This is a genomic window from Cupriavidus sp. C2SS-8b (assembly GCF_057073745.1).
The window spans coordinates 2,683,811-2,704,954 of record NZ_CP172716.1 but is presented as its reverse complement, the minus strand read 5'-3'; the positions used below and the strand labels follow the sequence as shown (position 1 = coordinate 2,704,954).

Annotated in this window: 19 protein-coding genes; 6 read left to right on the top strand and 13 right to left on the bottom strand. The window is 63.1% G+C overall.

The features are described 5' to 3' along the window. Positions 1-27: 27 nt before the first annotated feature. From ACIGJB_RS12480 to ACIGJB_RS12455, 6 genes are all read right to left on the bottom strand, one after another. Positions 28-654, bottom strand: a complete 627-nt coding sequence (locus ACIGJB_RS12480) for a PqiC family protein (RefSeq protein WP_483730111.1) — start codon at positions 652-654, stop codon at positions 28-30. Continuing rightward, positions 654-2,285 (bottom strand): PqiB family protein, encoded by a 1,632-nt coding sequence (locus ACIGJB_RS12475; protein ID WP_483730110.1) that lies wholly within the window; start codon positions 2,283-2,285, stop codon positions 654-656. The genes ACIGJB_RS12480 and ACIGJB_RS12475 overlap by 1 nt, the downstream gene beginning before the upstream one ends. After that, entirely contained in the window at positions 2,278-3,030 is a 753-nt protein-coding gene (locus ACIGJB_RS12470) for a paraquat-inducible protein A (protein WP_483730109.1), read from the bottom strand. The genes ACIGJB_RS12475 and ACIGJB_RS12470 overlap by 8 nt, the downstream gene beginning before the upstream one ends. Next, complete coding sequence (locus ACIGJB_RS12465; protein WP_483730108.1) at positions 3,027-3,698, bottom strand: paraquat-inducible protein A; 672 nt, start codon at positions 3,696-3,698, stop codon at positions 3,027-3,029. The genes ACIGJB_RS12470 and ACIGJB_RS12465 overlap by 4 nt, the downstream gene beginning before the upstream one ends. A gap of 9 nt (positions 3,699-3,707) precedes the next feature. After that, on the bottom strand, positions 3,708-4,877 hold the full coding sequence (locus ACIGJB_RS12460; RefSeq protein WP_483730107.1) for an AI-2E family transporter: 1,170 nt from the start codon (positions 4,875-4,877) through the stop codon (positions 3,708-3,710). Between the two features lie 222 nt (positions 4,878-5,099). Continuing rightward, positions 5,100-6,239 (bottom strand): HPP family protein, encoded by a 1,140-nt coding sequence (locus ACIGJB_RS12455; RefSeq protein WP_483730106.1) that lies wholly within the window; start codon positions 6,237-6,239, stop codon positions 5,100-5,102. Between the two features lie 136 nt (positions 6,240-6,375). Between ACIGJB_RS12455 and ACIGJB_RS12450 the strand changes: the two genes are divergently transcribed. Continuing rightward, on the top strand, positions 6,376-8,139 hold the full coding sequence (locus ACIGJB_RS12450; protein ID WP_483730105.1) for a chloride channel protein: 1,764 nt from the start codon (positions 6,376-6,378) through the stop codon (positions 8,137-8,139). Positions 8,140-8,149: 10 nt separating this feature from the next. Here the strand turns inward: ACIGJB_RS12450 and ACIGJB_RS12445 are convergent, their stop codons facing one another. Continuing rightward, positions 8,150-8,572, bottom strand: coding sequence for an Lrp/AsnC family transcriptional regulator (locus ACIGJB_RS12445; RefSeq protein WP_483730104.1), 423 nt, complete (start codon positions 8,570-8,572; stop codon positions 8,150-8,152). A 157-nt stretch (positions 8,573-8,729) separates the two neighbouring features. Here ACIGJB_RS12445 and ACIGJB_RS12440 point away from each other — a divergent pair, with 157 nt between their 5' ends. Both ACIGJB_RS12440 and ACIGJB_RS12435 read left to right on the top strand, forming a co-directional pair. After that, the gene (locus tag ACIGJB_RS12440; RefSeq protein ID WP_483730103.1) at positions 8,730-9,620 is read left to right on the top strand and encodes a dimethylarginine dimethylaminohydrolase family protein; all 891 of its coding nucleotides are present in this window, start codon (positions 8,730-8,732) and stop codon (positions 9,618-9,620) included. A 30-nt stretch (positions 9,621-9,650) separates the two neighbouring features. Further along, a complete protein-coding gene (locus ACIGJB_RS12435; protein ID WP_483730102.1) occupies positions 9,651-10,739 on the top strand; it encodes an ornithine cyclodeaminase in 1,089 nt (362 codons plus the stop codon). Between the two features lie 34 nt (positions 10,740-10,773). On the opposite strand, the gene ACIGJB_RS12430 is transcribed toward ACIGJB_RS12435, so the two are convergent. Further along, positions 10,774-11,370, bottom strand: coding sequence for a helix-turn-helix domain-containing protein (locus tag ACIGJB_RS12430; protein WP_483730101.1), 597 nt, complete (start codon positions 11,368-11,370; stop codon positions 10,774-10,776). 599 nt (positions 11,371-11,969) lie between these two features. Continuing rightward, a complete protein-coding gene (locus tag ACIGJB_RS12425) occupies positions 11,970-12,179 on the bottom strand; it encodes a hypothetical protein (RefSeq protein ID WP_483730100.1) in 210 nt (69 codons plus the stop codon). Between the two features lie 657 nt (positions 12,180-12,836). Here ACIGJB_RS12425 and ACIGJB_RS12420 point away from each other — a divergent pair. From ACIGJB_RS12420 to ACIGJB_RS12410, 3 genes are read left to right on the top strand one after another with little or no spacing between them, the layout of a single operon-like run. Continuing rightward, positions 12,837-13,970 carry a polysaccharide biosynthesis/export family protein gene (locus ACIGJB_RS12420; protein ID WP_483730099.1) on the top strand — a complete coding sequence of 378 codons (1,134 nt, stop codon included), beginning with the start codon at positions 12,837-12,839 and terminating at the stop codon, positions 13,968-13,970. Next, positions 13,967-14,404 carry a low molecular weight protein-tyrosine-phosphatase gene (locus ACIGJB_RS12415; RefSeq protein WP_483730098.1) on the top strand — a complete coding sequence of 146 codons (438 nt, stop codon included), beginning with the start codon at positions 13,967-13,969 and terminating at the stop codon, positions 14,402-14,404. The genes ACIGJB_RS12420 and ACIGJB_RS12415 overlap by 4 nt, the downstream gene beginning before the upstream one ends. A gap of 20 nt (positions 14,405-14,424) precedes the next feature. Then, positions 14,425-16,665, top strand: a complete 2,241-nt coding sequence (locus tag ACIGJB_RS12410) for a polysaccharide biosynthesis tyrosine autokinase (protein ID WP_483730097.1) — start codon at positions 14,425-14,427, stop codon at positions 16,663-16,665. Positions 16,666-17,157: 492 nt separating this feature from the next. Here the strand turns inward: ACIGJB_RS12410 and ACIGJB_RS12405 are convergent, their stop codons facing one another. The 4 genes from ACIGJB_RS12405 to ACIGJB_RS12390 form a co-directional block, all read right to left on the bottom strand. Continuing rightward, positions 17,158-17,856, bottom strand: a complete 699-nt coding sequence (locus tag ACIGJB_RS12405) for a WecB/TagA/CpsF family glycosyltransferase (RefSeq protein ID WP_483730096.1) — start codon at positions 17,854-17,856, stop codon at positions 17,158-17,160. Positions 17,857-17,906: 50 nt separating this feature from the next. Next, positions 17,907-18,737 carry a heparin lyase I family protein gene (locus ACIGJB_RS12400; RefSeq protein WP_483730095.1) on the bottom strand — a complete coding sequence of 277 codons (831 nt, stop codon included), beginning with the start codon at positions 18,735-18,737 and terminating at the stop codon, positions 17,907-17,909. Then, positions 18,734-19,759, bottom strand: coding sequence for a glycosyltransferase family 4 protein (locus tag ACIGJB_RS12395; protein ID WP_483730094.1), 1,026 nt, complete (start codon positions 19,757-19,759; stop codon positions 18,734-18,736). The genes ACIGJB_RS12400 and ACIGJB_RS12395 overlap by 4 nt, the downstream gene beginning before the upstream one ends. Positions 19,760-19,862: 103 nt before the next feature. Further along, positions 19,863-21,083 (bottom strand): O-antigen ligase family protein, encoded by a 1,221-nt coding sequence (locus ACIGJB_RS12390; protein ID WP_483730093.1) that lies wholly within the window; start codon positions 21,081-21,083, stop codon positions 19,863-19,865. Positions 21,084-21,144: the final 61 nt, after the last annotated feature.

Sequence of the window (21,144 nt, the reverse complement as noted above, 5' to 3'; positions counted from 1 at the left end):
CCGCGCAGCCGGCGACTCAAAAGCGCTTTACCGCTTCAATGATTGCAAGCCGGCCGCAATATCTTGCGCCGCAGCCCCCAGAATCTCCCGATAAGCCGCCACCACGCCTTCGACCTCTCCAGGCGCAGCCAGATCCGATTGCGTCCGCCCGCTCACCACCTTCCCATCCGGCAGCCGCCGCACGGTCCAGTTGATCGTCGCCCCGGCGCGCTGGCCGATATCGGCATCGAGCCGCACCACATCGGTGGTGATCCGGTAGACCGGCGTCACATCAGACAGCCCCTGCTGGTAGGTGTCCACCGCCCCCAAACTTGCCTGCAGCCGTTGCGACAGCGCATCGCGCATCTCGTCGGGCAGCGGCGATGACCACCGAGACAGGTCCAGCACTTTGAGCCGGGCTTCATTGCCGTTGCGGCTATCGCGCACCACGAGTTGCGGACGGTTCAAACGTTCGGGCACGCGCACAGGAGCCACTTCGATCCAGAGCGGATCCGTGTTAGGCACCCCCGGCGCCGCAACATTTGCCGCAGCGGCGGCCGGCCCTTGCGCGAGCGTGTAGTAGCGCGGATCCGGCGAGGCGCAGCCTGCCAGAACCGTAGCGGCGATCAGCGCAGCCAGGACACATGCGCGCGTGATACAGGTCCGATTCTTCATCAATCCTTCTCCGTCTTGCCGCGCAGCAGCGCTTCAGGATGCCGTTCGAGATAGTCGGTCAGTATGCGCAGCGACGTCGCCGTGCGCGTCAGCTCCTGCACCATGCGGCGCGCATCCTGCTGCAGCGGCGCGTCGGAGGACAACGTGCCGTTGGCGGTCGACAGCGTCTTGCGCGCGTCCTGCAGCGCGGCCAGCACCTGCGGCGCGACGTCACCGTTGAGTTGCTTCACCAGCGCGTCGGCGCTGGCCAGTGTGGCATTGAGCGCCGCCACCGACTTGCGCAGGTCCTGTCCGATCTGGTCGAACGGCACCTTGTCGATCCGGTTGACGATATCGCCGACCTGAGCCTGCAACTGGTCGAACGTACCCGGCGTAGTGGCGAATTCAGGAATCGGCGCGTTCAGATCGACGTTGGCCGGCGGCGCCTTCGGGAAGAAATCCAGCGCCACGTAGAGCTGTCCGGTCAGCAGGTTGCCGGTGCGCAACTGCGCGCGCATGCCGCGCTTGAGCAGGCCCGCGATGATCTCGTGGCGGCGGGTCGGGTCCTGCACGTCGCGTTCGCGGAAGCCCATGCGCGACGGATACAGCTCCACCACCACCGGCATGCGGAACGCCTTCTTGTCGCGCTGGAACTCGATGCCGATGGAACGCACCTGACCCACGATGACACCGCGGAAGTCCACCGGTGCGCCCGGCGAGAGGCCGCGCACAGACTGGTCAAAGTTGAGCACCGCCAGCGCAGGCGCCAGTTCCTCGGGCTCCTTCATGGCCTCGGCTTGGTCGGCGGCCAGCAGGAACTGCGTGTTTTCCGCGGCCCCGTCCGTCGCGCTGGTGCCTTCGGGCGCCTGGAAGGCGACGCCACCGAGCAGCACGGTCACCAGCGATTGCGTCGACAGCTTCAGGCCCGACGCGTCCAGCTTGAGGTCGACCCCGCTGGCGTGCCAGAAGCGCGTATCGGCGTTCACCAGCTTGTCATAGGGTTTGTTGACGAATATGCGCAGGGTGATGTCGCGCCCATTTGGATCAAGCTGGAAAGCCACCACCTGGCCTACCTGCACGCGCCGGTAATAGACTGGCGAGCCGATATCGAGCGAGCCCAGGTCCGAGGCGCGCAGCACGAACTGCTTGCCCGACGAGTCCGATGTCACCACGGGCGGCGCTTCAAGTCCCTTGAAATCGCGCGTGGTCTCGGTGGACTTGCCGGCGTCCACGCCGATGTATGCACCGGACAGCAGCGTTTCCAGGCCCGATACGCCGCTCGCGGCAAAGCGCGGCCGCACCACCCAGAAGCGCGTGTCGGCCACGGCGAAGTTTTCCGCATCCTTGGTCAGGTCGATCACGGCCAGCACGTGCGAGCGGTCGTGCGCGAGCCGCACCGACTTCACCAGGCCGATATCCACGTCCTTGTAGCGCACGGCCGTCTTGCCAGGCGTCAGGCCTTCGGCCGAGCGGAACGCCACGGTGATTTCGGGCCCGCGCGAAGACAGCGTGTGGACCAGCAGCGAAATGCCGACCACGGCCGCGATGATCGGGATCAGCCAGACCAGCGAAGGCAGCCAGCGCGCCCGGCGGCGGCGTTCGGGTTGCGGCAGCCCCGGCGGCGCGGGCGGAAGGTTGTCAGTGTCAGGCATCTTGTTGTTCCAGCGAGTCCCACAGCAGGCGGGGGTCGAAGCTCAGTGACGCAAGCATGGTCAGCACCACGACCGAGGCAAAGGCCAGCGCGCCGCCGCCGGGGATGATGGTGGCCAGCGCCCCGGCCCGCACCAGCGAGGCCAGCAACGCCACCACGAATATGTCGAGCATGGACCATCGGCCGATCACCTCGATCAGTCCATACAGTTTGGTCCGCTGCCGCAGGCGCCAGGTCGAGCGCATGTGCACGGAGACCAGCAGCAGCGTCAGAATCACCATCTTCAGCAGCGGCACGATGATGCTGGCGATCAGCACGATCCCCGCGAGCAGGTGCGAGCCCGACAGCCACAGGTAGATCACGCCGGACAGGATGGTGTCCTGCTGCGTGCCCAGGATGGACTGGGTCACCATCACCGGCAGCAGGTTGGCGGGAATATAGAGCATGTAGGCCGACAGCAGGAACGCCCAGGTGCGGGCCAGGCTGTCGGGCTTGCGGTGGTGCAGCGTGGCGCCGCAGCGCGGGCAGGGCTGGCCTTCGAGCGAACGCGGGCTGACCAGGTCGCAGGCGTGGCACGACACCAGGCCCAGCCGCGCGGCCGTGGGCACCTGCGGCAGCGGCGTGCGCTCGTCGTCGTCGGTGATCTCCTGCACCACGCTGCTGGCGAACTGGCGCGAGCGCTGCAGATGCTCGCGCGCGCCGGTCAGGCGCGGCAACTTGCGCCGCGGCGGCTGGGTATCGCTCATTGGCCGGCTCCGTCCGCGTCCTCGGCCGCTTGCGGCGATTCCAGGTAATGCCACAGGTCGCGCGGATCGAACGACAGCATGGCCGCCAGCACCACCACCAGCGCGCCGAACGACCACAGCGCGATGCCGGGCAGCACCTGCGCCATGCTCGACAGCTTCACCAGCGTGACCAGCACGCCGATCATGAACACTTCGATCATGCCCCACGGCCGGGTCTGGCGGATGCCGCGCACGATGCGGTCGAAGCCCACGGGCATGCGGTGGCCCGACATGGGCACCAGCAGGTAGACCATCATCAGCATTTCCGAAAGCGGGAACAGGATGGTGGTGGCGAACACCAGCGCTGCCACCAGCGACATGTGGTCGGCGTGGAGCGCCTGCACGGCGCCCAGCAGCGTGGTCTGCGTGCGCACGCCTTTCAGGTCCATCTCGACAATCGGAAAAGCGTTGGAGATCAGGAACAGGATCAGCGCGGTGATGACCAGCGGCAGCAGGCGCCGGTAGGTGCGCGCGCTTTCGCGGTACAGCTGACCGCCGCAACGCAGGCACAGCGCGCGCTCGCCCCGCGCCAGTGGCGCGCGCTGGTACACCGCGTCGCAGTACTCGCAGGCGATCAGTCCGTGCAGCGTGCTTGCGTCCAGCGGGGTGCCGGTGTCGCCGTGTGCCATGCGTCGCACTCAGCCGGGACGCTTGCCCGGCGCGACCGCCGGTGCGTCCGGGTTGTCGACCAGGGCGGGCGGCGGGCTGTCCGCCGGCGCTGCCGCAGCGGCTGCCGCAGCGGATTCGGCGCGCCGCACGGCTTCGATCTGCGAACCGACGGTCCAGTCGCGCAGCAGCGCGTAGGCCACCGCCAGCAGGGTCGGGCCGATGAAGACGCCAAGGAAGCCGAACGCCAGCGCGCCGCCGAGCACGCCCATCATGATCCAGATGAGCGGCATGCCCGTGCCCTTGCTGATCAGCAGCGGCTTGACGACGTTGTCGGCCATGCTGACCACGCCCACGCCCCACACCACCAGGAAGATGGCCCAGCCCGTGTCGCCGGCGTGGTAGAGCCACAGCGCGGCCGGCAGCCAGATCAGCGGCGGCCCCACCGGGATCACCGACAGGAAGAACGTCACGAAGCCGAGGATGGCAGCCGCCGGCACGCCCGCGATCCACAGGCCGATGCCTTGCAGTACCGCCTGGATAAACGCCGTGCCGAGCACGCCGTAGACCACGCCCTTGACCGTGCTGCCGGCCAGTTCGAGCAGGTGGTCGGCACGTTCGCCGGCAATGCGGCGCATGCCGGCGCGCAGCCAGTCGACTGCGTATTCGCCGCCGGTGTAGAAGAAGAAAGCCAGGATGATCGACAGCGCCAGCTGGCCCAGCCCTGCGCCGATCGACAGGCCGGCACCCAGCAGCACATGGCCCACCGGCGCGATCAGCTTGCGCAGGTTGGCGACCATGTCGGAGTCGGCATGGATCACCGACTCCCAGGTCGTGTGCAGGTAGCCGCCCACATAGGGCAGGCTGCTGAGCCAGTCGGGAAGCTGCGGAATGCCCTGCTCCGTGTAGCGGTCCACCAGGCCGGTCAGTTCATCGATATGTGCGGAAAAGCTCGCGCCCGCATATACAAACGGGCCAAGCACGATCACGGCGGCAAGCACCACGCAGATCAGCGCCGCCAGACTGCGCCGGTTGCCCAGCCAACGCGACAGCACGGTGTAGGGATACCACGAGCTGAAGGCCAGGATGGCGCCCCACAGCAGCGCCGTGGTGAACGGCGCCAGAACTAGCAACGAGCCGCCGATCAGCACCACCAGCGCGAACACAGCGGCGATCCTTTCAATCAGTTGGCCGGAATTCATGACTTCTCCCAACTCCGCCGGAGTGACGGAAACGGCGTAAATATAGCTTACGTCAGTCCCGACGGCGGCGGGCGCGGTATTTCAGGTGCGGGGGCAGGCACTCGGACGGAGATGGCCGGGGTACAGCCCACAGTGCCACAGCTGCATGACATGCGCCAGCACTGCCTGCCAACGCAAACGGGCGCCGTAGCGCCCGTTTGCGGTTCAGGTGAGTGCGACAGCTCAGGCCGTAGCGCTCATTACGCCGTCCTTGAGCAGCGCGGCAACCAGGTCCGACTGCGTCACCATGCCGACCAGGTGGTGGTGATCGTCGATAACCGGTGCGTGGTGCAGGCCGCCATCGCTGAAGGCCTGCGCCAGCTCGACCATAGGCTGGTCGGCGCGCGCGGTGACCACGGCGCGGGTCATCAGGTCGCGCACGGTGCCGGCCAGTCGGCGTGCACCGGTGTCGCGCTGCGCCGCGAAGAAGTCGCTCTGGGTAATGATGCCCAAGAGCTTGCGATGATCGTCGACCACCGGCAGCGCCTTGATGCGGTGCCGCGACAGCAGGTGCGATGCCTCGGTAGCCGCTTGCTCGGGGCGCACCGTCACCACGTCGCGCGACATGATGTCCGAGATCAGCACGTTGCCGAAGCGGCGGCGGTAGGCGCGCAATTGCGCGGCCACCAGGATCGCTTCCAGGTCGTCTTCTTCAATGTCGAGGAACTCGCCGCGCGCCTGCAGGGCGTCGTGCAGGTCCGCGCGCGTAAAGCCCACGCGCTGTCCGGGCGGCACGTCGCTGGTCAGGTGCTGCACCGGGGGCTCGGGCGGACGGTGCGGATAGCGCCGCCGCGACAGGTTGTTGAAGGCCAGCGCCATCAGCAACAGCAGCATGGAATTGAACAGCACCGGCACGACCACGAAGCCGAAGCCCAGCGCACTGACCGCGGGGCCGCCAAAGACGGCGGTAATCGCCACCGCGCCGCTGGGCGGGTGCACGCAGCGGAACTGGAACATAAGCGCGATGGCGACCGCCACGGCGGTGGCCGCAGCCAGGCCGGGGTCGGGAATCCAGCGCGCGCAGGCCACGCCGATCAATGCGGCAAATAAATTTCCGCCGATGATCGACCACGGCTGCGCAAGTGGACTCGACGGCACCGCGAACAGCAGCACGGCCGAAGCGCCCATCGGCGCGACAAACCACGGGTTGAAGCCGCCCAGCGTCTGGTGGCTGATCCACTCGGTCAGGAACAGGCCAAGCAGGGCACCGAAGCAGCTCTTGATGCGCTCTATGCGGTTGGCCGAGACCGGTAGGGGGACGAAAGTGCGGAGCCAGGCACGGGTGTTATGTGCGAGTGCAGCGACGGCGGGGGCGGAAGGCATTCGGGACGGGGGCGCGTTGGAATGGTCGGCGTAATATATCACGGAGTGATATATTTGGCGGCCTTTGGCAAGATCCATGTCTGGCGGATGTCCGCGTTGATTCTTGCCGCATCGCACAAGAATCCAAGGAGCCCCCATGCATACCGAAAAGAGCGACTATGCCGTCAGCCAGCGCCTGTTGCTGCTGTGCGGCATCGCATTGCTGATCGGCGTGATCAGCACGCTGGCCGCCGATGTCCTGCTGAAGCTGATCCGCTTCTTCACCAACCTGTTCTTCTACCAGACGCTGTCGCTGGCCGAACACTCGCCCGCGCACCATACGCTGGGCGCGTGGGTCATCCTCGTGCCCGCGCTAGGCGGACTGATCGTCGGCCTGATGGCGCGCTACGGCAGCGACAAGATCCGCGGCCACGGCATTCCGGAAGCGATCGAGGCCGTGCTGTTCGGCAAGAGCAAGATGTCGCCGCGCGTGGCGGTGCTCAAGCCGCTGTCATCGGGCATCGTGATCGGCAGCGGCGGCCCGTTCGGCGCGGAAGGGCCGATCATCATGACGGGCGGCTCGCTGGCGTCGCTGCTGGCGCAATACCTGCACCTGACCGCCGGCGAACGCAAGTCGCTGCTGGTGGCCGGCGCGTGTGCCGGCATGACCGCGATCTTCGGCACGCCGGTGGCGGCGTTGCTGCTGGCGATCGAACTGCTGTTGTTCGAACTGCGCCCGCGCAGCCTGCTGCCGGTGGCGCTGGCCTGCGCGGTGGCCGGCTTCATGCGGCCGTTCTTCTTCGAGGCCGGCCCGCTGTTCCCGCTGCAGACCGCGCCGGTGGGCGCGGTGGCGCTGGGTTCGTGCCTGGTGGCCGGGCTGTTGTGCGGGATCGTCGGCGCGGCGCTCACGCTGGCGCTGTACCGGACTGAGGACGCGTTTTCGCGCCTGCCGGTGCACTGGATGTGGTGGCCCGCCATCGGCGGCCTGCTGGTCGGCATCGGCGGCTACTTCGAACCGCGCGCGCTTGGCGTCGGCTACGACGTGATCGGCGACCTGCTCAACAACCACCTGGCGATCAGCGTGGCGGTGGGCTTGCTGGTGGTCAAGGCGCTGATCTGGATCGCGGCGCTCGGTTCGGGCACCTCTGGCGGTGTGCTCGCCCCGCTGCTGATGCTCGGCGCGGGCCTGGGCACGGTGCTGGCGCCGTGGCTGCCGGGCGGCTCGCCGCAGATGTGGGCGCTGGTGTGCATGGCCGGCGTGCTGGGCAGCGTGCTGGGCGCGCCGCTGACCGCCATCGTGTTCGCGTTCGGGCTGACGCACAACACCGAGGCGCTGCTGCCGCTGCTGCTGACCACCGCGGTCGCGTACGGCTTCTCGGTGCTGACCATGAAGCGCTCCATCATGACCGAGAAGATTGCGCGGCGTGGCCTGCATATCTATCGCGAATACGGCGTCGATCCGCTCGAGCGCGCCCATGTGGCCGAGCTGATGACGCGCGAAGTCATCGCTATCGATGCCGACCTGCCGGTGGCCGACGCGACGACGCGTTATTTCGGCGAACATGCGGCGCACCGCGCCTATCCGGTGGTGTCGGATGGGCGCGTGCTGGGCATGCTGGATCGCGCCACGGTGCGCGGCGCCTCCGCCGGGTCGGCGCCGTCAGACCTGCGCTGCCGCGACCTGCTGGTCGCGCAGGCCCAGGTGCTGGTGCCGTCCCAGACCGCGCGCGCGGCGGCCGGCAGCATGGCCGCGTCGAGCGTGGCGCGGCTGCCCGTGGTGGAGAGCGCCGACACCATGCGGCTGATCGGCATCGTATCGCTGCGCGACCTGCTGCGGCCGAGCGGCCAGGTCTTCCATGAGGAATTCAGCCGCGAACGCCTGCGCGGCGCCGCGACGGCCAAGCTGAGCGCTACGCGTTAAACGGCGAGCGCTAAAGCTTGTAGGTCGACAGCAGGATGCTGGTCTCGGTGGCGCCGATGCCGTCGATCAGCCGGATGCGGTCCAGCGTGCGGTCGAACGCTTCCAGCGTATCGGCGCGCAGTTCCGCGATGATGTCCCAGCGGCCGTTGGTGGTGTGCAGCGCCTGCACATTCGGCTCGCCGCGCAAGGCCTGCAGCACGCTGCGGGCCTTGTTGCCTTCCACTGCCACCGTCATCCACGCGCGGATGCGGTGCGGCTCGGCGTCTGGCCGCAGCCGCACCGTATAGCCGACGATCAGGCCTTCCTTCTCCAGTTTGTCGATGCGGTTCTGCACGGTCGCGCGCGATACGCGCAGCGCCTGTGCCAGCGCCGTGACAGGCGTGCGCGCGTTGTCGCGCAGCAGGGACAGCAATTGGTGATCGATGGCATCCATGGGGGCTTGGCGTTTCGCTGACGAGGGTTAGCGTTTTGCGCATTCGATGCCGCATTTTGCGCAAGTTGCTGGCTATTAGTTAACACCGGCCGGCACCAGAATGCAATCGAACCACCACTGCCCAGCAGCCCGCCACCGACGACCCCAAGGAGCCGCCGTGATCACCACCCCTACCATCCTGCTTGTCGAACCCACGTTCTACGATGTGTCCTACAGCATCAACCCGTGGATGGATCCGCAAGCCTGGGCGCGCGATCCGCGCGGCATGCACCGCAACGCCAGCCGCGCCTTTGACGCACTGCACGAAGCGCTGCGACTGTCCGGCTTTACGGTGGAACTGGCGCCGGGCTTCCCCGGCGTGCCGGACATGGTGTTTCCGGCCAACGCCGCCGTGGTCCTCGATGGCCGCGCCGTGCTCGCGCGCTTCCGCTACCCGCAGCGGCGCGGCGAAGAAGCGCCGTTCGCCAGCATCTTCGAAAGCCTGCGGCAGCGCGGGCTGGTCGATGAAGTCATGCAGCTCCCGGCCGGGTGCTACCAGGAGGGCGCGGGCGATTGCATCTGGGACGCGAGCCGTGGCCACTTCTGGGCCGGCTTCGGCCCGCGTTCCTCGCGCGAAGCGGCCGATGCCATGTCGGCCCGCTTCGGCCGCGAAGTGGTGGCGCTGGAACTGGCCACCCAGCACAGCTACCACCTCGACGTCTGCTTCTGCCCGCTGTCGGGCGGGGACGTGCTGTACTACCCGCCGGCCTTCACCGAGGCGTCGCTGCGCGAGCTGCGCACGCGCGTGCCGGCCAGCCTGCGCATCGAGGCGACCGAGGATGACCTGCGCCACTTCAGCGTGAATGCCGTCAACCTGCACGACCAGGTGGTGATGACCCGCACCACGCCGCACCTGCGCGCCGAACTGGGCGGGCGCGGCTACCAACTGCGCGAAGTCGACCTGTCGCCGTTCATGCTGTCCGGCGGCGGCGCCTATTGCATGACCTTGCGGCTGGACCGCAGCAGCGGGGCGGTCAACACCACCCGCACCACCCGCGCGGCAGCGTGAACGGGCACTACGGAGATTCGGGAGTCCATCATGAAAGACACCGTCATGACCCGCTTCCTGGACGCCACGGACGTCGCCAGAATGGTTGGCGCCATCGGCGTGCCGGCGGCCCTTGCGCAACTGGCCGAGCACGTGCGCCAGGATTTCCTGCGCTGGGAACAGTTCGAGAAATCGGCTCGGCTCGCCAGCCATTCGCCGCTCGGCGTGATCGAGCTGATGCCCGTGAGCGACGGCGTGCAGTATGCGTTCAAGTATGTCAACGGCCATCCGCGCAACGCGCGCTTCGCCATGCCGACCGTGATGGCCTGCGGCATGCTGGCCGAAGTCGAGACCGGCTTCCCGCTGATGCTGGCCGACCTGACCCTGGCCACGGCGCTGCGCACGGCAGCCACCGCGGCGCTGGCTGCGCGCGCCATGGCGCGGCCCGACAGCGCGGTGATGGCGCTGATCGGCAATGGCGCGCAGGCGGAATTCCAGGCGCTGGCCTTCCACGCCATGCTCAATGTGCGCGAAGTCCGTGCCTATGACATCGACCACGATGCCACCGCGCGGCTGGCACGCAATCTCGCGGGCGTTCCGAGCCTGACCATCGTTCCCGTGGATAGCGTGCAGGCCGCGCTGGACGGGGCGGACATCGTCACCACGGTCACCGCCGACAAGACGCGCGCGACGATCCTGACGCCCGACATGGTGCGCCCGGGCATGCACCTGAACGCCATCGGCGGCGACTGCCCGGGCAAGACGGAACTGCACGCGGACATCCTGCGCCGGGCGCGCATCGTGGTGGAGTACGAACCGCAGACGCGGCTCGAAGGCGAGATCCAGCAACTCGCGCCCGATGCGCCGGTCACCGAGCTCTGGCAGGTGCTGTCAGGGCGCGCACCGGGGCGCGCAGTCGGACCCGATGGCGCGGACGAGGTGACGATCTTCGATTCTGTCGGGTTTGCGCTGGAAGATTATTCGGCCCTGCGATGGCTGTATGCCACCGCGCGTGCGCGCCATGCCGGCCGGCACATCGAACTGGTGGCCATGCCGAAGGACCCGCGCAACCTGTTTGGCTGGATGATGGAAGCGCAGGCGCCGCAGCCGGCGGCATCGCGAGAATCGGTGCCGGCCTGACTGGCCTGCGCCGCGGGCAACCATTGCGGGGGCTTCAGCCCCCGCGGCCCATCATCAGTTGCGCGCGCAGGAAGCCCTTGACCTCTTCGAGCGAGGGCGTCTTCAGGAACACCATGATGCCCCAGTGCTGCAAGGCGTCGGCCACGCCGTCGTAGGCCTGGCGGTTGGTGATCACCGCAAATACCACGTGCAGGCTGGAGAAGAAGTTCTGCAGCTTCTCGATGGTGGCGGACTCGGCGTCGTTCAGTTCCTCGACGTAGTACAGCACCACGCGTGGGTGCGCGCTCACCGAGGTAATGACGGTGTCGAGCACGTCCTCCACCACCGCGGCGCGTAGCGGCAGGCCCCACTTGCTGAGCTGTCCGTGGATGCGCTGCGCTTCCTGGTGATTCGGGTGGAACACCACCAGATCGAGTTCATACTCGGCGGGCGGCGAACTGCCGACCCGTGTAGCCAGCAGATTGTGGACGGTTTCCTTATGGATGCGGCGATGGCCGCCGTTGGTTTTCCATGCCCCCAGTTCGCCGCGTTCCACCATCTTTTGAACGGTGCCTAGCGAGACATTGAGAAGCTTCGCCGCGGTGCGCGTACTGTAATAGGCCTTTTCAGCCACAGCAGTATTCCTTGGCATGTGTATCACCCGTGATGAATGAGAGAAAAAAGGACTGCACTCGTGTGGTGCTCTTACACCAGCTTTTCCCGAACTTCCGGAAGGCTGGCCCTTGCCGCCTCATGGCGGCTCCCCCGACTGGACTGCGTTACCGCAGCTTTGGCTCCAGCTTCAACAACCTGGCATCCGCACCAATGGACTGGCGTGTAGCGCCAGCGCGCGCGATTAAAGTCTAAGAGCCTGATACGTAAATCCCCCAAACGGGGGATGCGACGACAGACATGATATGCCTTCTTGCGAAGAATGCCACAGTCTGACACGTATTATTACGATCTAGTTCCGGCACTTCTATGACTTAGCGCACATTTGGGGTTTTGGATGACATGTTGGTAAAACACCGCGGGGAGAGCGCCTCGCCTGCGAAGGACGGGGGAGGGGAGCAGCAGGGATTCGGGCTGCAGGGAGGGGATTGCGGAAAAGAGGAAGAATCGCCCGGCCAGCCTCATTCTCCGACGCCAAAACGGCACGGGCTAAGAGGCAGGCTCAGTACAGGCCGGGTAAAGCAGAAAAAGGGCGCTTCTGGCACGGGTAACCATGGCACCGAAACTTTGCGGAAACTGTCAGGAGTAGCTCTTTACCAGCTTCGACTTGAGCGGCCAGCGTTTGGCGGCCAGGATCCAGATGCACAGCAGTGGCCCCAGGATGGGCACCAGCGACAGGTAGGCATACGCCGGCGCGAAGTGTGCTTGCCGGAATACCCGCTGGAACGGCATGAACCACGCGAGTTCGAACACCATCAGGGCTAGCAGAAGGGCGGGGGCGCTGTTCATGGGAAAAGGGGCTGCTTCGGGTCGCTGTTCACCGATTATGCGAACGCGTTTTGTGCGCTGCACTCCCTTCTTGAGGAGGGTAAACCTTAAGAATCCGGCCGAATGGCCGTCCGCACGCCTCCTCGTCGGATTGTGTGATGCAGCAATCCCGAGGCTGGTAGCCATTTTTTGCACTTTGTTTGTTATTTCTGACATTTCATTCCCTATCCGAGTACTCTCGCTCGGGCGCCGTCGCGCCTTCGCAACTCACCCGATCGGGTGTTGCCAGTCCTCCTGTCTCCTGCGAAACCACGCGCCGCGCGGATAGCAGGGCACAGAGGCAATGTCGTGTTTCCCAGACATGAATTTGGCCTGTTGCAATGCGGGAAAACCCATGGTCACCCAAAGGTCGAAATGCTAAAATGATCAAATTCGAGAAAATTGCGTGAAAAGCTAAACGCAATGCACCTCCAGGGCGGCCGCCACGCGGCGGATAGGCGACAAAGCCGATCCATGCTGCTAGGTAGGGGATTAGGTGGGGAAGCCGGCGGTCCGGCTTTGCACCAGGCGCGCCGGGAAGACATGCAAAGCGTTGTACAGATGCCGCTGCCATAGCGACCGGCAAGCGCATTGCTTCAAACGTCTTCGGCGTAATGTCAACTTTTGAAGACGTATTGAATGCTGTCAAGACTTCTGAGTTTCCGTCGAGGGCTGGTCGCTATCGCAGTGGTTCCCGTGCTGGCATCCTGCGCGCTGGCGCCGGGCATGCGCTTTGATCCTCAGCGCCCGCTGAATCCGGAGGATCCCAATTCGGTACCTAAAGTCACGCTGATCACGGCTGAGTTGGTAAGGGCGCAGAAGGCTGCGGCTCGTCCGACCAATGATGGCGTCGAAGAACTGTTTGGCACGCCGCAGCCGTATGTGATTGGCGCGGGCGACATCTTGTCCATCGTGGTGTGGGACCACCCGGAGCTGGTCTTCCCGACGCAGACCTATTCGATTGGTGCTGCGTATGACATTCCGAACTACAGCGGCGCCGCCAACGTACCGGGCTATGTCGTCAGTCCGGCCGGCACCATCCAGTTCCCCTATGCGGGCGTCGTAAAGGTCGTTGGCAAGACGCCTGATCAGGTGCGCGGTGAACTGAGCGTCGCGCTGAAGAACATCGTTACCATGCCCCAGCTCACGGTCCGCGTGCTTGCCTATCGCAGCAAGCGGATCTACCTGGACGGTGAAGTCAAGGTCCCGGGCCCGCAAAACATCGATGACGTCCCCATGACCCTGGTGGAGGCGCTGAATCGTGCCGGCGGGGTGAACGTGACTACTGGCGACAACAGCCGTGTTCGTATTAGTCGTGGTGGGAAGAATTACTACGTCAACATGCCAGCCCTGCTACAGCAAGGCGTTGACCCTGCGAATGTCCTGCTTCGCTCGGGCGACATCGTTCGTGTGGAACAGCGTGAGGACAGCAAGGTTTTTGTCGCGGGTGAAGTGGTGCGGCCGTCTACCGTGCTGCCGCGCAATGGCCGCCTGACGCTGAACGAGGCCATTGGCGAAGTTGGCGGGCTGAATCCGATCTCGGCGGATGCCAAGGAAGTCTACGTAATCCGTAAGAGCACGGACGGCGAAGCCGAAGTGTTCCATCTGGATGGCAAGTCGCCTGTGTCGTTGGCCTTGGCCGAAGCGTTTGAACTGAAGCCTAAGGACGTTGTGTACGTCGACGCCGCCGGGGTGGTGCGCTGGAGCCGCGTGATCAATCAGTTGATCCCGAGCGCCAATTTCTTCAATTCGACTGCGAATACGTTGAAATGATTAAACGCGTGCTTGTTGTTTGTATTGGGAATATTTGTCGCAGTCCGATGGCGGAGGGGTTGCTGCGTGAGGCATTGCCGGAGTTGAACGTCTTTTCTGCCGGGCTTGGCGCACTGGTGGGTAAGCCTGCTGATGCTACGGCCATCGAGCTTGCCATAGAGACTGGCGTTGACATCACGCAGCATCGTGCCCAGCAGCTCACCAGCGTGCTTGCTACCCAGGCGGACCTGATCCTTGTGATGGACAGCGAGCAGAAGCGAGAGATTCAGCGGCGTTACCCGGCTGCGTCCGGTAAGGTCTTTCGCCTCGGTGAAGTTGGCAAGTTTGATATTGACGACCCCTATCGCAAGCCGCGCGCCGCATTCGAACATTCTTTCCAACTCATCCAACAGGGCGTGAGTGCGTGGGTACCCCGTATTCGGGCACTCGCTTAACAGCATTGGCAGTTTGACTTATGAGCCAGAATCTCCCTTACGTTCCAGTGGCTGGACAGCAGATGTCGGATGACGAGACTGATATCGTGCGCTATCTGGATGTGCTGCTCAAAAATCGTTGGCTTATTGCAAGCATTGCAGTTGTGGTGCTGGTGCTTGGTATTGCTTATGCACTCCTCGCACCTCCGGTCTACGAGGCTGACATCGTTGTTCAGGTAGAAGACAACCCTAACAGCGCCAACAGCCTGTTAGGTGATGTTTCTTCTCTCTTTGACGTGAAGACTCAGGCTACCGCCGAAATTGAAATTCTGCGTTCGCGTATGGTCGTAGGCAAGGCAGTAGACAACCTGCTCCTATATATCGACGCGCAGCCAAAGTACTTTCCATTGATCGGCTCCTGGATTGCCAGGCGGTCTAAGGGTCTTTCCGAGCCGGGACTGCTTGGTGTCGGTGGCTATGCCTGGGCGGCAGAATCCATCAAGGTCAGCTTGTTCGACGTGCCGGAAGAATTGGAGGATGAGAAGTTCACCTTGACTGCATTGGGCCAGGGCCGCTTTCGGTTAGAACAGAGCAGCCTTGATAAACCTGTTGAGGGCAATATAGGCGAAGCTTTGCAGGTCAGTCAGAGCGTTGGGACTATTAGTCTGCTTGTGGCAGAACTGAAGGCAAAGCCGGGCATTGCATTTACGCTGATCCGTAACTCCCGCCTGAAGACTCTGGAAGATTTGCAGGATCAATTGAAAATTGAGGAAAAGGGGAAACAAAGCGGCATTATTGGTGCCGCTCTGCAAGGTAAAAATCCGGCGCTTACGGCTTCGATTCTGAATGAGATCGGAGACGAGTATGTTGCGCAGAACATCAGGCGTAAGGCAGCAGAGGCTGAAAAAACGCTAGTTTTTCTTGGAGACATGCTTCCCCAGTTGAAGCGAGAACTCGAACAGGCTGAAGTCAAATACAACGCGATGCGCAATAAGCGCGGCACGTTCGACCTGAGCGAAGAGGGCAAGGCGTTTCTGCAGCAAAGTGTGGCGGCCGAGTCCGGACTTCAAGAACTGAAGCAGAAGCGCGCAGAGTTGGTCACCCGCTTTGCGCCGGGCCATCCTGCGCTCCAGGCAATTGATCAGCAGATCGCGGCATTGACGGCTAAAGCGGGGAGCATAGAGAGTCGTGTCAGGTCGCTGCCCAATCTTGAGCAGGACACCGTGCGCTTGACGCGTGATGTTCAGGTCAACAATGAACTCTATGTTGGCTTGCTGAACAATATGCAGCAACTCAAGCTGGTAAAAGCCGGAAAAGTTGGGAATGTACGGCTCGTTGACAATTCGCCAGTTCCTGAGGTGCCGGTTAAGCCTAAAAGATTGGTGGTAGTCCCATTGGCCGCTATTGCGGGGTTGATCCTGGGCATAATCGTTGCGTTCACCAGAGAGGCGCTTTATGGTGGCATTACTGATCCCCAGGATATCGAGCAGCATACCGGTCTCAACGTATATGCCACCGTGCCGCTTTCCGAGGCACAAAATTCTCTGGCAAATGAACTGCGCACACGCAAGCGCGGACAATATCTGCTCGCAGAACGGTTCCCCAATGAGCCTTCTATCGAGAGCCTGCGCAGCCTGCGAACCGCACTTCAATTCGCCATGCTGGATGCGAATGACAACCGCGTCTTGTTGACCGGCCCAACCCCAGGGGTCGGGAAATCCTTCGTCTCTGCCAACCTGGCGGCGGTAATGGCCTCAGGCGGTAAGCGCGTATTGCTTGTTGATGCTGACATGCGCAAAGGATATCTCAATCAGTATTTCGGCAAGGACCGCAACCCGGGCTTATCCGATCTGCTCGCGGGAAATGCCAACCTGGATGATGTGCTTCATCGCGATGTTGCCGCTAATCTGGATCTGATCAGCACCGGTACGATTCCTCCGAATCCTTCCGAATTGCTCTTGAATGAGCGCATGGTGCAACTGCTGGACCGCTTCAGCGAGCTCTACGATCTTGTATTGATCGACACTCCGCCGGTTTTGGCCGTAGCGGATACGGCGGTACTGGCCGCTCGCTGCGGCACCGTGTTCCTGGTGACCCGATTTGAGACCACCACCATTGGCGAGGTCACCGAGTGCGCAAAGCAGTTGAGCCATGCAAAGGCAGACGTGAAGGGTGTTATCTTTAACGGTCTCAACCCCAATGCCTTCCGCTACGGCTATGGCTCCAAGTATGGGCGCTATCGCTATGCCTATTACGGCTACGCAAGCAGCGAGAACACCTGAAGTCCAAGAGATCAAGCACAGGAAGCCCTGACGGCGCCGAGGCTAGGGCGCACAGGGCGCGGGCGCCGGGCAGAACGTAAGACGCCGATTTGGACGGGGTCGGCGCATATTGCAGGTCGAAACACCAAATGCGACCAACTCGTATTACACGTGTTGTATGAGGATGCACATATCTGGCTGCGATGCCGGAAACTCCGACCATAGCTCAAGCGAACCTGGATAGGGATCGCAGCATGAGTTATGCGGGTCGCGCGATTGTTAGCGTTAATTACATGAAACAACGCGACGACGAAGCATGGGATAACAGGCGTATAGACCCCTTGGGTTCGTCAAGAGGGTCCAATTGTGCACTGGGGCGCTGGGGTGGCCGAATACATGAAATAGTCTACGAAGCCCGCTCGCACACGTCTTGCCTACTAAGATGCCTCGCAACCCATCTTGAATATAGATAGGTAACCAGATAATACGGTGAAGAATCTCGTTTGGCTCGGTCTAACGTCCCGCACGCGGATTCAATAAGGCGCCCACCAACATCACGGCAAAGCGCAAATTGGTGAACAAATAGCGTTTCCACATGCGGCCAGGTTCCTGCAGCACACGGAACAGCCATTCCATCCCGCCGCGCCGCATCCATCCCGGAGCACGCTTGACCTTACCCGCCACTACGTCAAAGGTGCCACCCACACCCATTACGAAATCGACCCCTAGCTCGGTCTGCCATCGGTGAATGAAGTTTTCCTTACGGGGTGACGTGATGGCTACGAACAGAAGGCGTGCCCCCGATGCACGGATCTGCTGGACCACGTCCGCTTCGTTGTCCCAGAAGTAGCCATGGTGATAGCCGGCCAATTGCAGCCTCGGGTAGCGCTCGGTGCACCGCGCTGCGGTGGCAGAGACCACTTCATCCGTCGCACCCAACAGAAACACAGGGAAGCCACGACGGGTGGCCTCCTGCAGCAGTTGATCAAAAAGATCGACCCCAGCGACGCGCTCTGGTATGTCATGGCCGAGCAGGCGTCCCGCCCAGACTACGCCCATGCCATCGATGTTGATCAGGTCGCAACTGGTGACCGACCGTGCTAATTGCGCGTCGGATTGCATATGCACCAGCTTGGCAACATTGATGCTGGCTTGTTGGGTAAATTGGTGGCGCTCGATGCGCTCGCAGATACAGGCCACAGTCTGGGCCATGGTGGCTGTGTCCATTGGACAGCCAAACAGTTCAATGCGTGTCGTCATGACTATGGGATACGAACATGAGCGCCGTCGCGCTCGGCCACACTCACAGGGCCGAAGTAGATGAGGGTTCGCGTGACATCCGAGGGTTCCTTCTGCCAACCGGCTTTATAGAGGCCGAGCTTGAGATAGGCACCCTGCTCGTCGGTGTAGGAGTTGGGCGAGCCGTTTGCCTCGAAGACCATCACGCCATCCTTGTACAGGGCGGTCTTGGATTGCTGTCCCGATGCGTCTGGCACATAGCGCAAGGCCCACTGCACCCACTTGCCGCGATCTGCGTCCGCGCAGCAGAGTCGCTTCGCTGCCGAGACCTTCTCAGGATGTGCGCCGCCGCGTTGGGAAATCGTGTAGCTATTACCTAGCAGGGTCAAGGCGAGCGTCGGCGGCCCGGATCTGGCGCTCTGATGGATCTGGGTAAAGATCACCATCTGGGCATCGTCGAAGACAAAGTCCGACGATAGATAAGTGCTCCAGCGGATCAGGTAGTCGTGCCCCGGCGAGAATATGACCGACGGCGGTAACAGTAACTCCGCCCGCGGCGTTCCGTTGGCGACGCCTGAAAAATCGCTACTGCGCTGTATTGCTGCAAGCACAGCCTTGCCACCTGGTGTGACAGGGTCGTCCACGATCGCTAGGTCGCCCGGGTTGGCCTGCACCCCGATTCCAGACATCAGGCCATGCTGCCAATTGTTGGCATACACAGGCCGGTAGGCGTTGTTAGCGAGGCCAGCGGCCTCTTGCGAATGCGTCGGAGGAAGGGACGCGCAGGCATTCAGGCTGAGTGCCAGCCAAGCAGCGCGGCGGCAAAATCGTTGATACATGTTGATGCTTCTCATCGAGCTGCCGCCACTTCGCGGTAGCAGTCCACTAGCAGATTGACGATGGCATCCTGACCAAATCGTTCGTGCGCGCGTGCCTGCCCGGCCGCCCCCATTTTGGCTGCCAGGAACGGCTGTTCCCACAATTGGCGCAGGCGTGCGGCCAGCGCAGGGATATCCGAAGGCTCGACTAGGTATCCGGTGACGCCTTCCTCGACCAGATCCAGAAATCCCCCGAGCCTGCTGCCGACAACGGGGAGGCCGCCATACATCGCCTCCAGTGTGGCGATGCCGAAGGATTCAAAGCAGCTTGGCATGCAGAACACCCGCGCTTGCCGGTAGAAGGCAAGCTTGGCATCGTCATCCAGCCAGCCGGCAAAGTTGACGCAATCGGCAATGCCAAGGCTGTGCGCAAGTTGCTGCCAGTGCGGAATGTCCCCTGCACCGGCAAAGCGAACCGAAATGCGGCAGCCCTGAGCCTTGAGCATAGCTATGGCTTGCAACAGTGTGCCGACGCCCTTTTCTGCAGTTAAGCGCCCAGCAAATGCTATGTAAGGCATGCCTGTATCTGCCTGTACCGGCGGGGCCTCGGCTGCATGCTCTGCAAGGCTGGCCATATTGCCAACAATATGTAGGCGGCTGTCGTCCCGCCCCAGCGTCCGCAGTTCCCGGCCGATGGCTTGAGAGACGGCAATTAGAGCGTTGGCGCCGCCGACGAACCAGGCGATTGCCAGCCGCACTATGCCGGGAGACTGTGCATAGAATTGACCAAAGTTGCCCGCGTGCAAATGGAAGACAACGGCCCTGCGGCGCAGCTTGGCGATCGCATGTAGCAGGCACTTGCGAACAAAGGAACCACGCACTGAGACATGAAAGTGCACGATATCCGCACGGCCTAGTGCATGTGTAAAGCGAGGCACGTCTTGGAACACGAAGCGCAGCAGGTCACCTGCACGCTGGAAGCCATGGGTTTCAAGCACGGCGAGGGACACACCGGCGGCTGAGAAGGAATCCTTCTGCGCGGCCAGTTCAGCCAGCATTGACGCAATGCCGCCACGTTGCCCGTGGCCCGGTCCCACATGCAACACATGGATCGGTCGATGGTACGGAGGACTTGCAGTGCTGGTAGCGTTGGCAGCTTTCTCAGGCACGATTCCGCCTCTTGCTGTTGTATTGGACGACATCCGGCTTGCCCCTGACGGCAAGAAAGGCTAGGTAAGGTCCAATGATGGAGGACACCAGCACGTGTCCGGCGGAGCAGGCGGCAAGAAGCAGAAGGCCGAAGAAGATGGTGTTGAAGCGGCCTGCCGGGGTATTACGTGTGCCGGCAAATGCGCGCTTCAGTGCAAGAAGGTAGAGCACGAACACCGGCAAGCCGAAGGCTAGCGCCAGATCCGGCCCGTCAATCTCAACCATATAGCGCACTACTGGATAGCCGCCGCTCAAGAGAGCGACGTAGTCGTGCTGGGCAAGATCCGCCCACACATTGGCGAATTTGAGGTTGCGTCCGGACAGCACAACCGACGCCAGCTTATCGCTGCCACCGTTCTCGTAGTGATAGCGGAAATAGTCCAGCGTGAGGTCGGCGGCCTGGGCCACGGCCGGCACTAGCATGTAAGCGGTCGCGGCAGCCGCCGCCAGTAGGGCCACGGTCACGCCTGCGCGAAGAGTGGCCTGAGCAGCACCGTACCGGGCGAAAAAGTACAGGCTTGGCACCAGCACCGCGACACCGGCTGCGGTCTTAGTGCCGATCAGCAGCGACGCGCCGACGAGGGTCGTGATAAGGACTGTGTCGGACAGGCGCCAGCCTTGGCGCAGTACGCGCTGAAATGCGTAAGCGAGCCCCACCATCATGAGCGCTGAGGCTTCGTTTTGGGCGTTGATGATCCCTTTATAGCCGGCCCGGATCTGTGTTTCGCCAACATAGCTGCGAAACATCTCGATCGACAGCGTGGCGCCAGCAATGATGGCGCCCGCATATATCAGCAGCGCAAACCGAAGCCAAGGCTCAAGTGCTAACAATCGCTTCTCGCTGAGCCCCGACATAGCGGCCAGGAAGATGAAGAATGAGAACACCTTGAAGACAAACACAGCTTGGTCGGACAACTCCTTGAGTGTCATGCCGCCGGCGGCACACGTAACGCCGGCGGCCAGCATCGGCACGGTAGCCAGCAAGGCCAGGTACACGCTGCCAGGTCGCAACCTCCCCCGCAGCAGCATGGCGATGATCAACCCAAAGGTGACAGTGCCCCGGACCAGCAGGGAATAGTGCGCTTCGCCACTGAATGCCGTCGCTGCCCGTACGGACAGGAAATCACCCAATGGCGATAGCAGGAAGCCGGCAGCCAGCAGCGTCCACACCATGCTCGCCGACAACTCGCTCGTAGGGTAGGCGACCTGCGCGAGTGGGGGCGGCAAGCGGGGA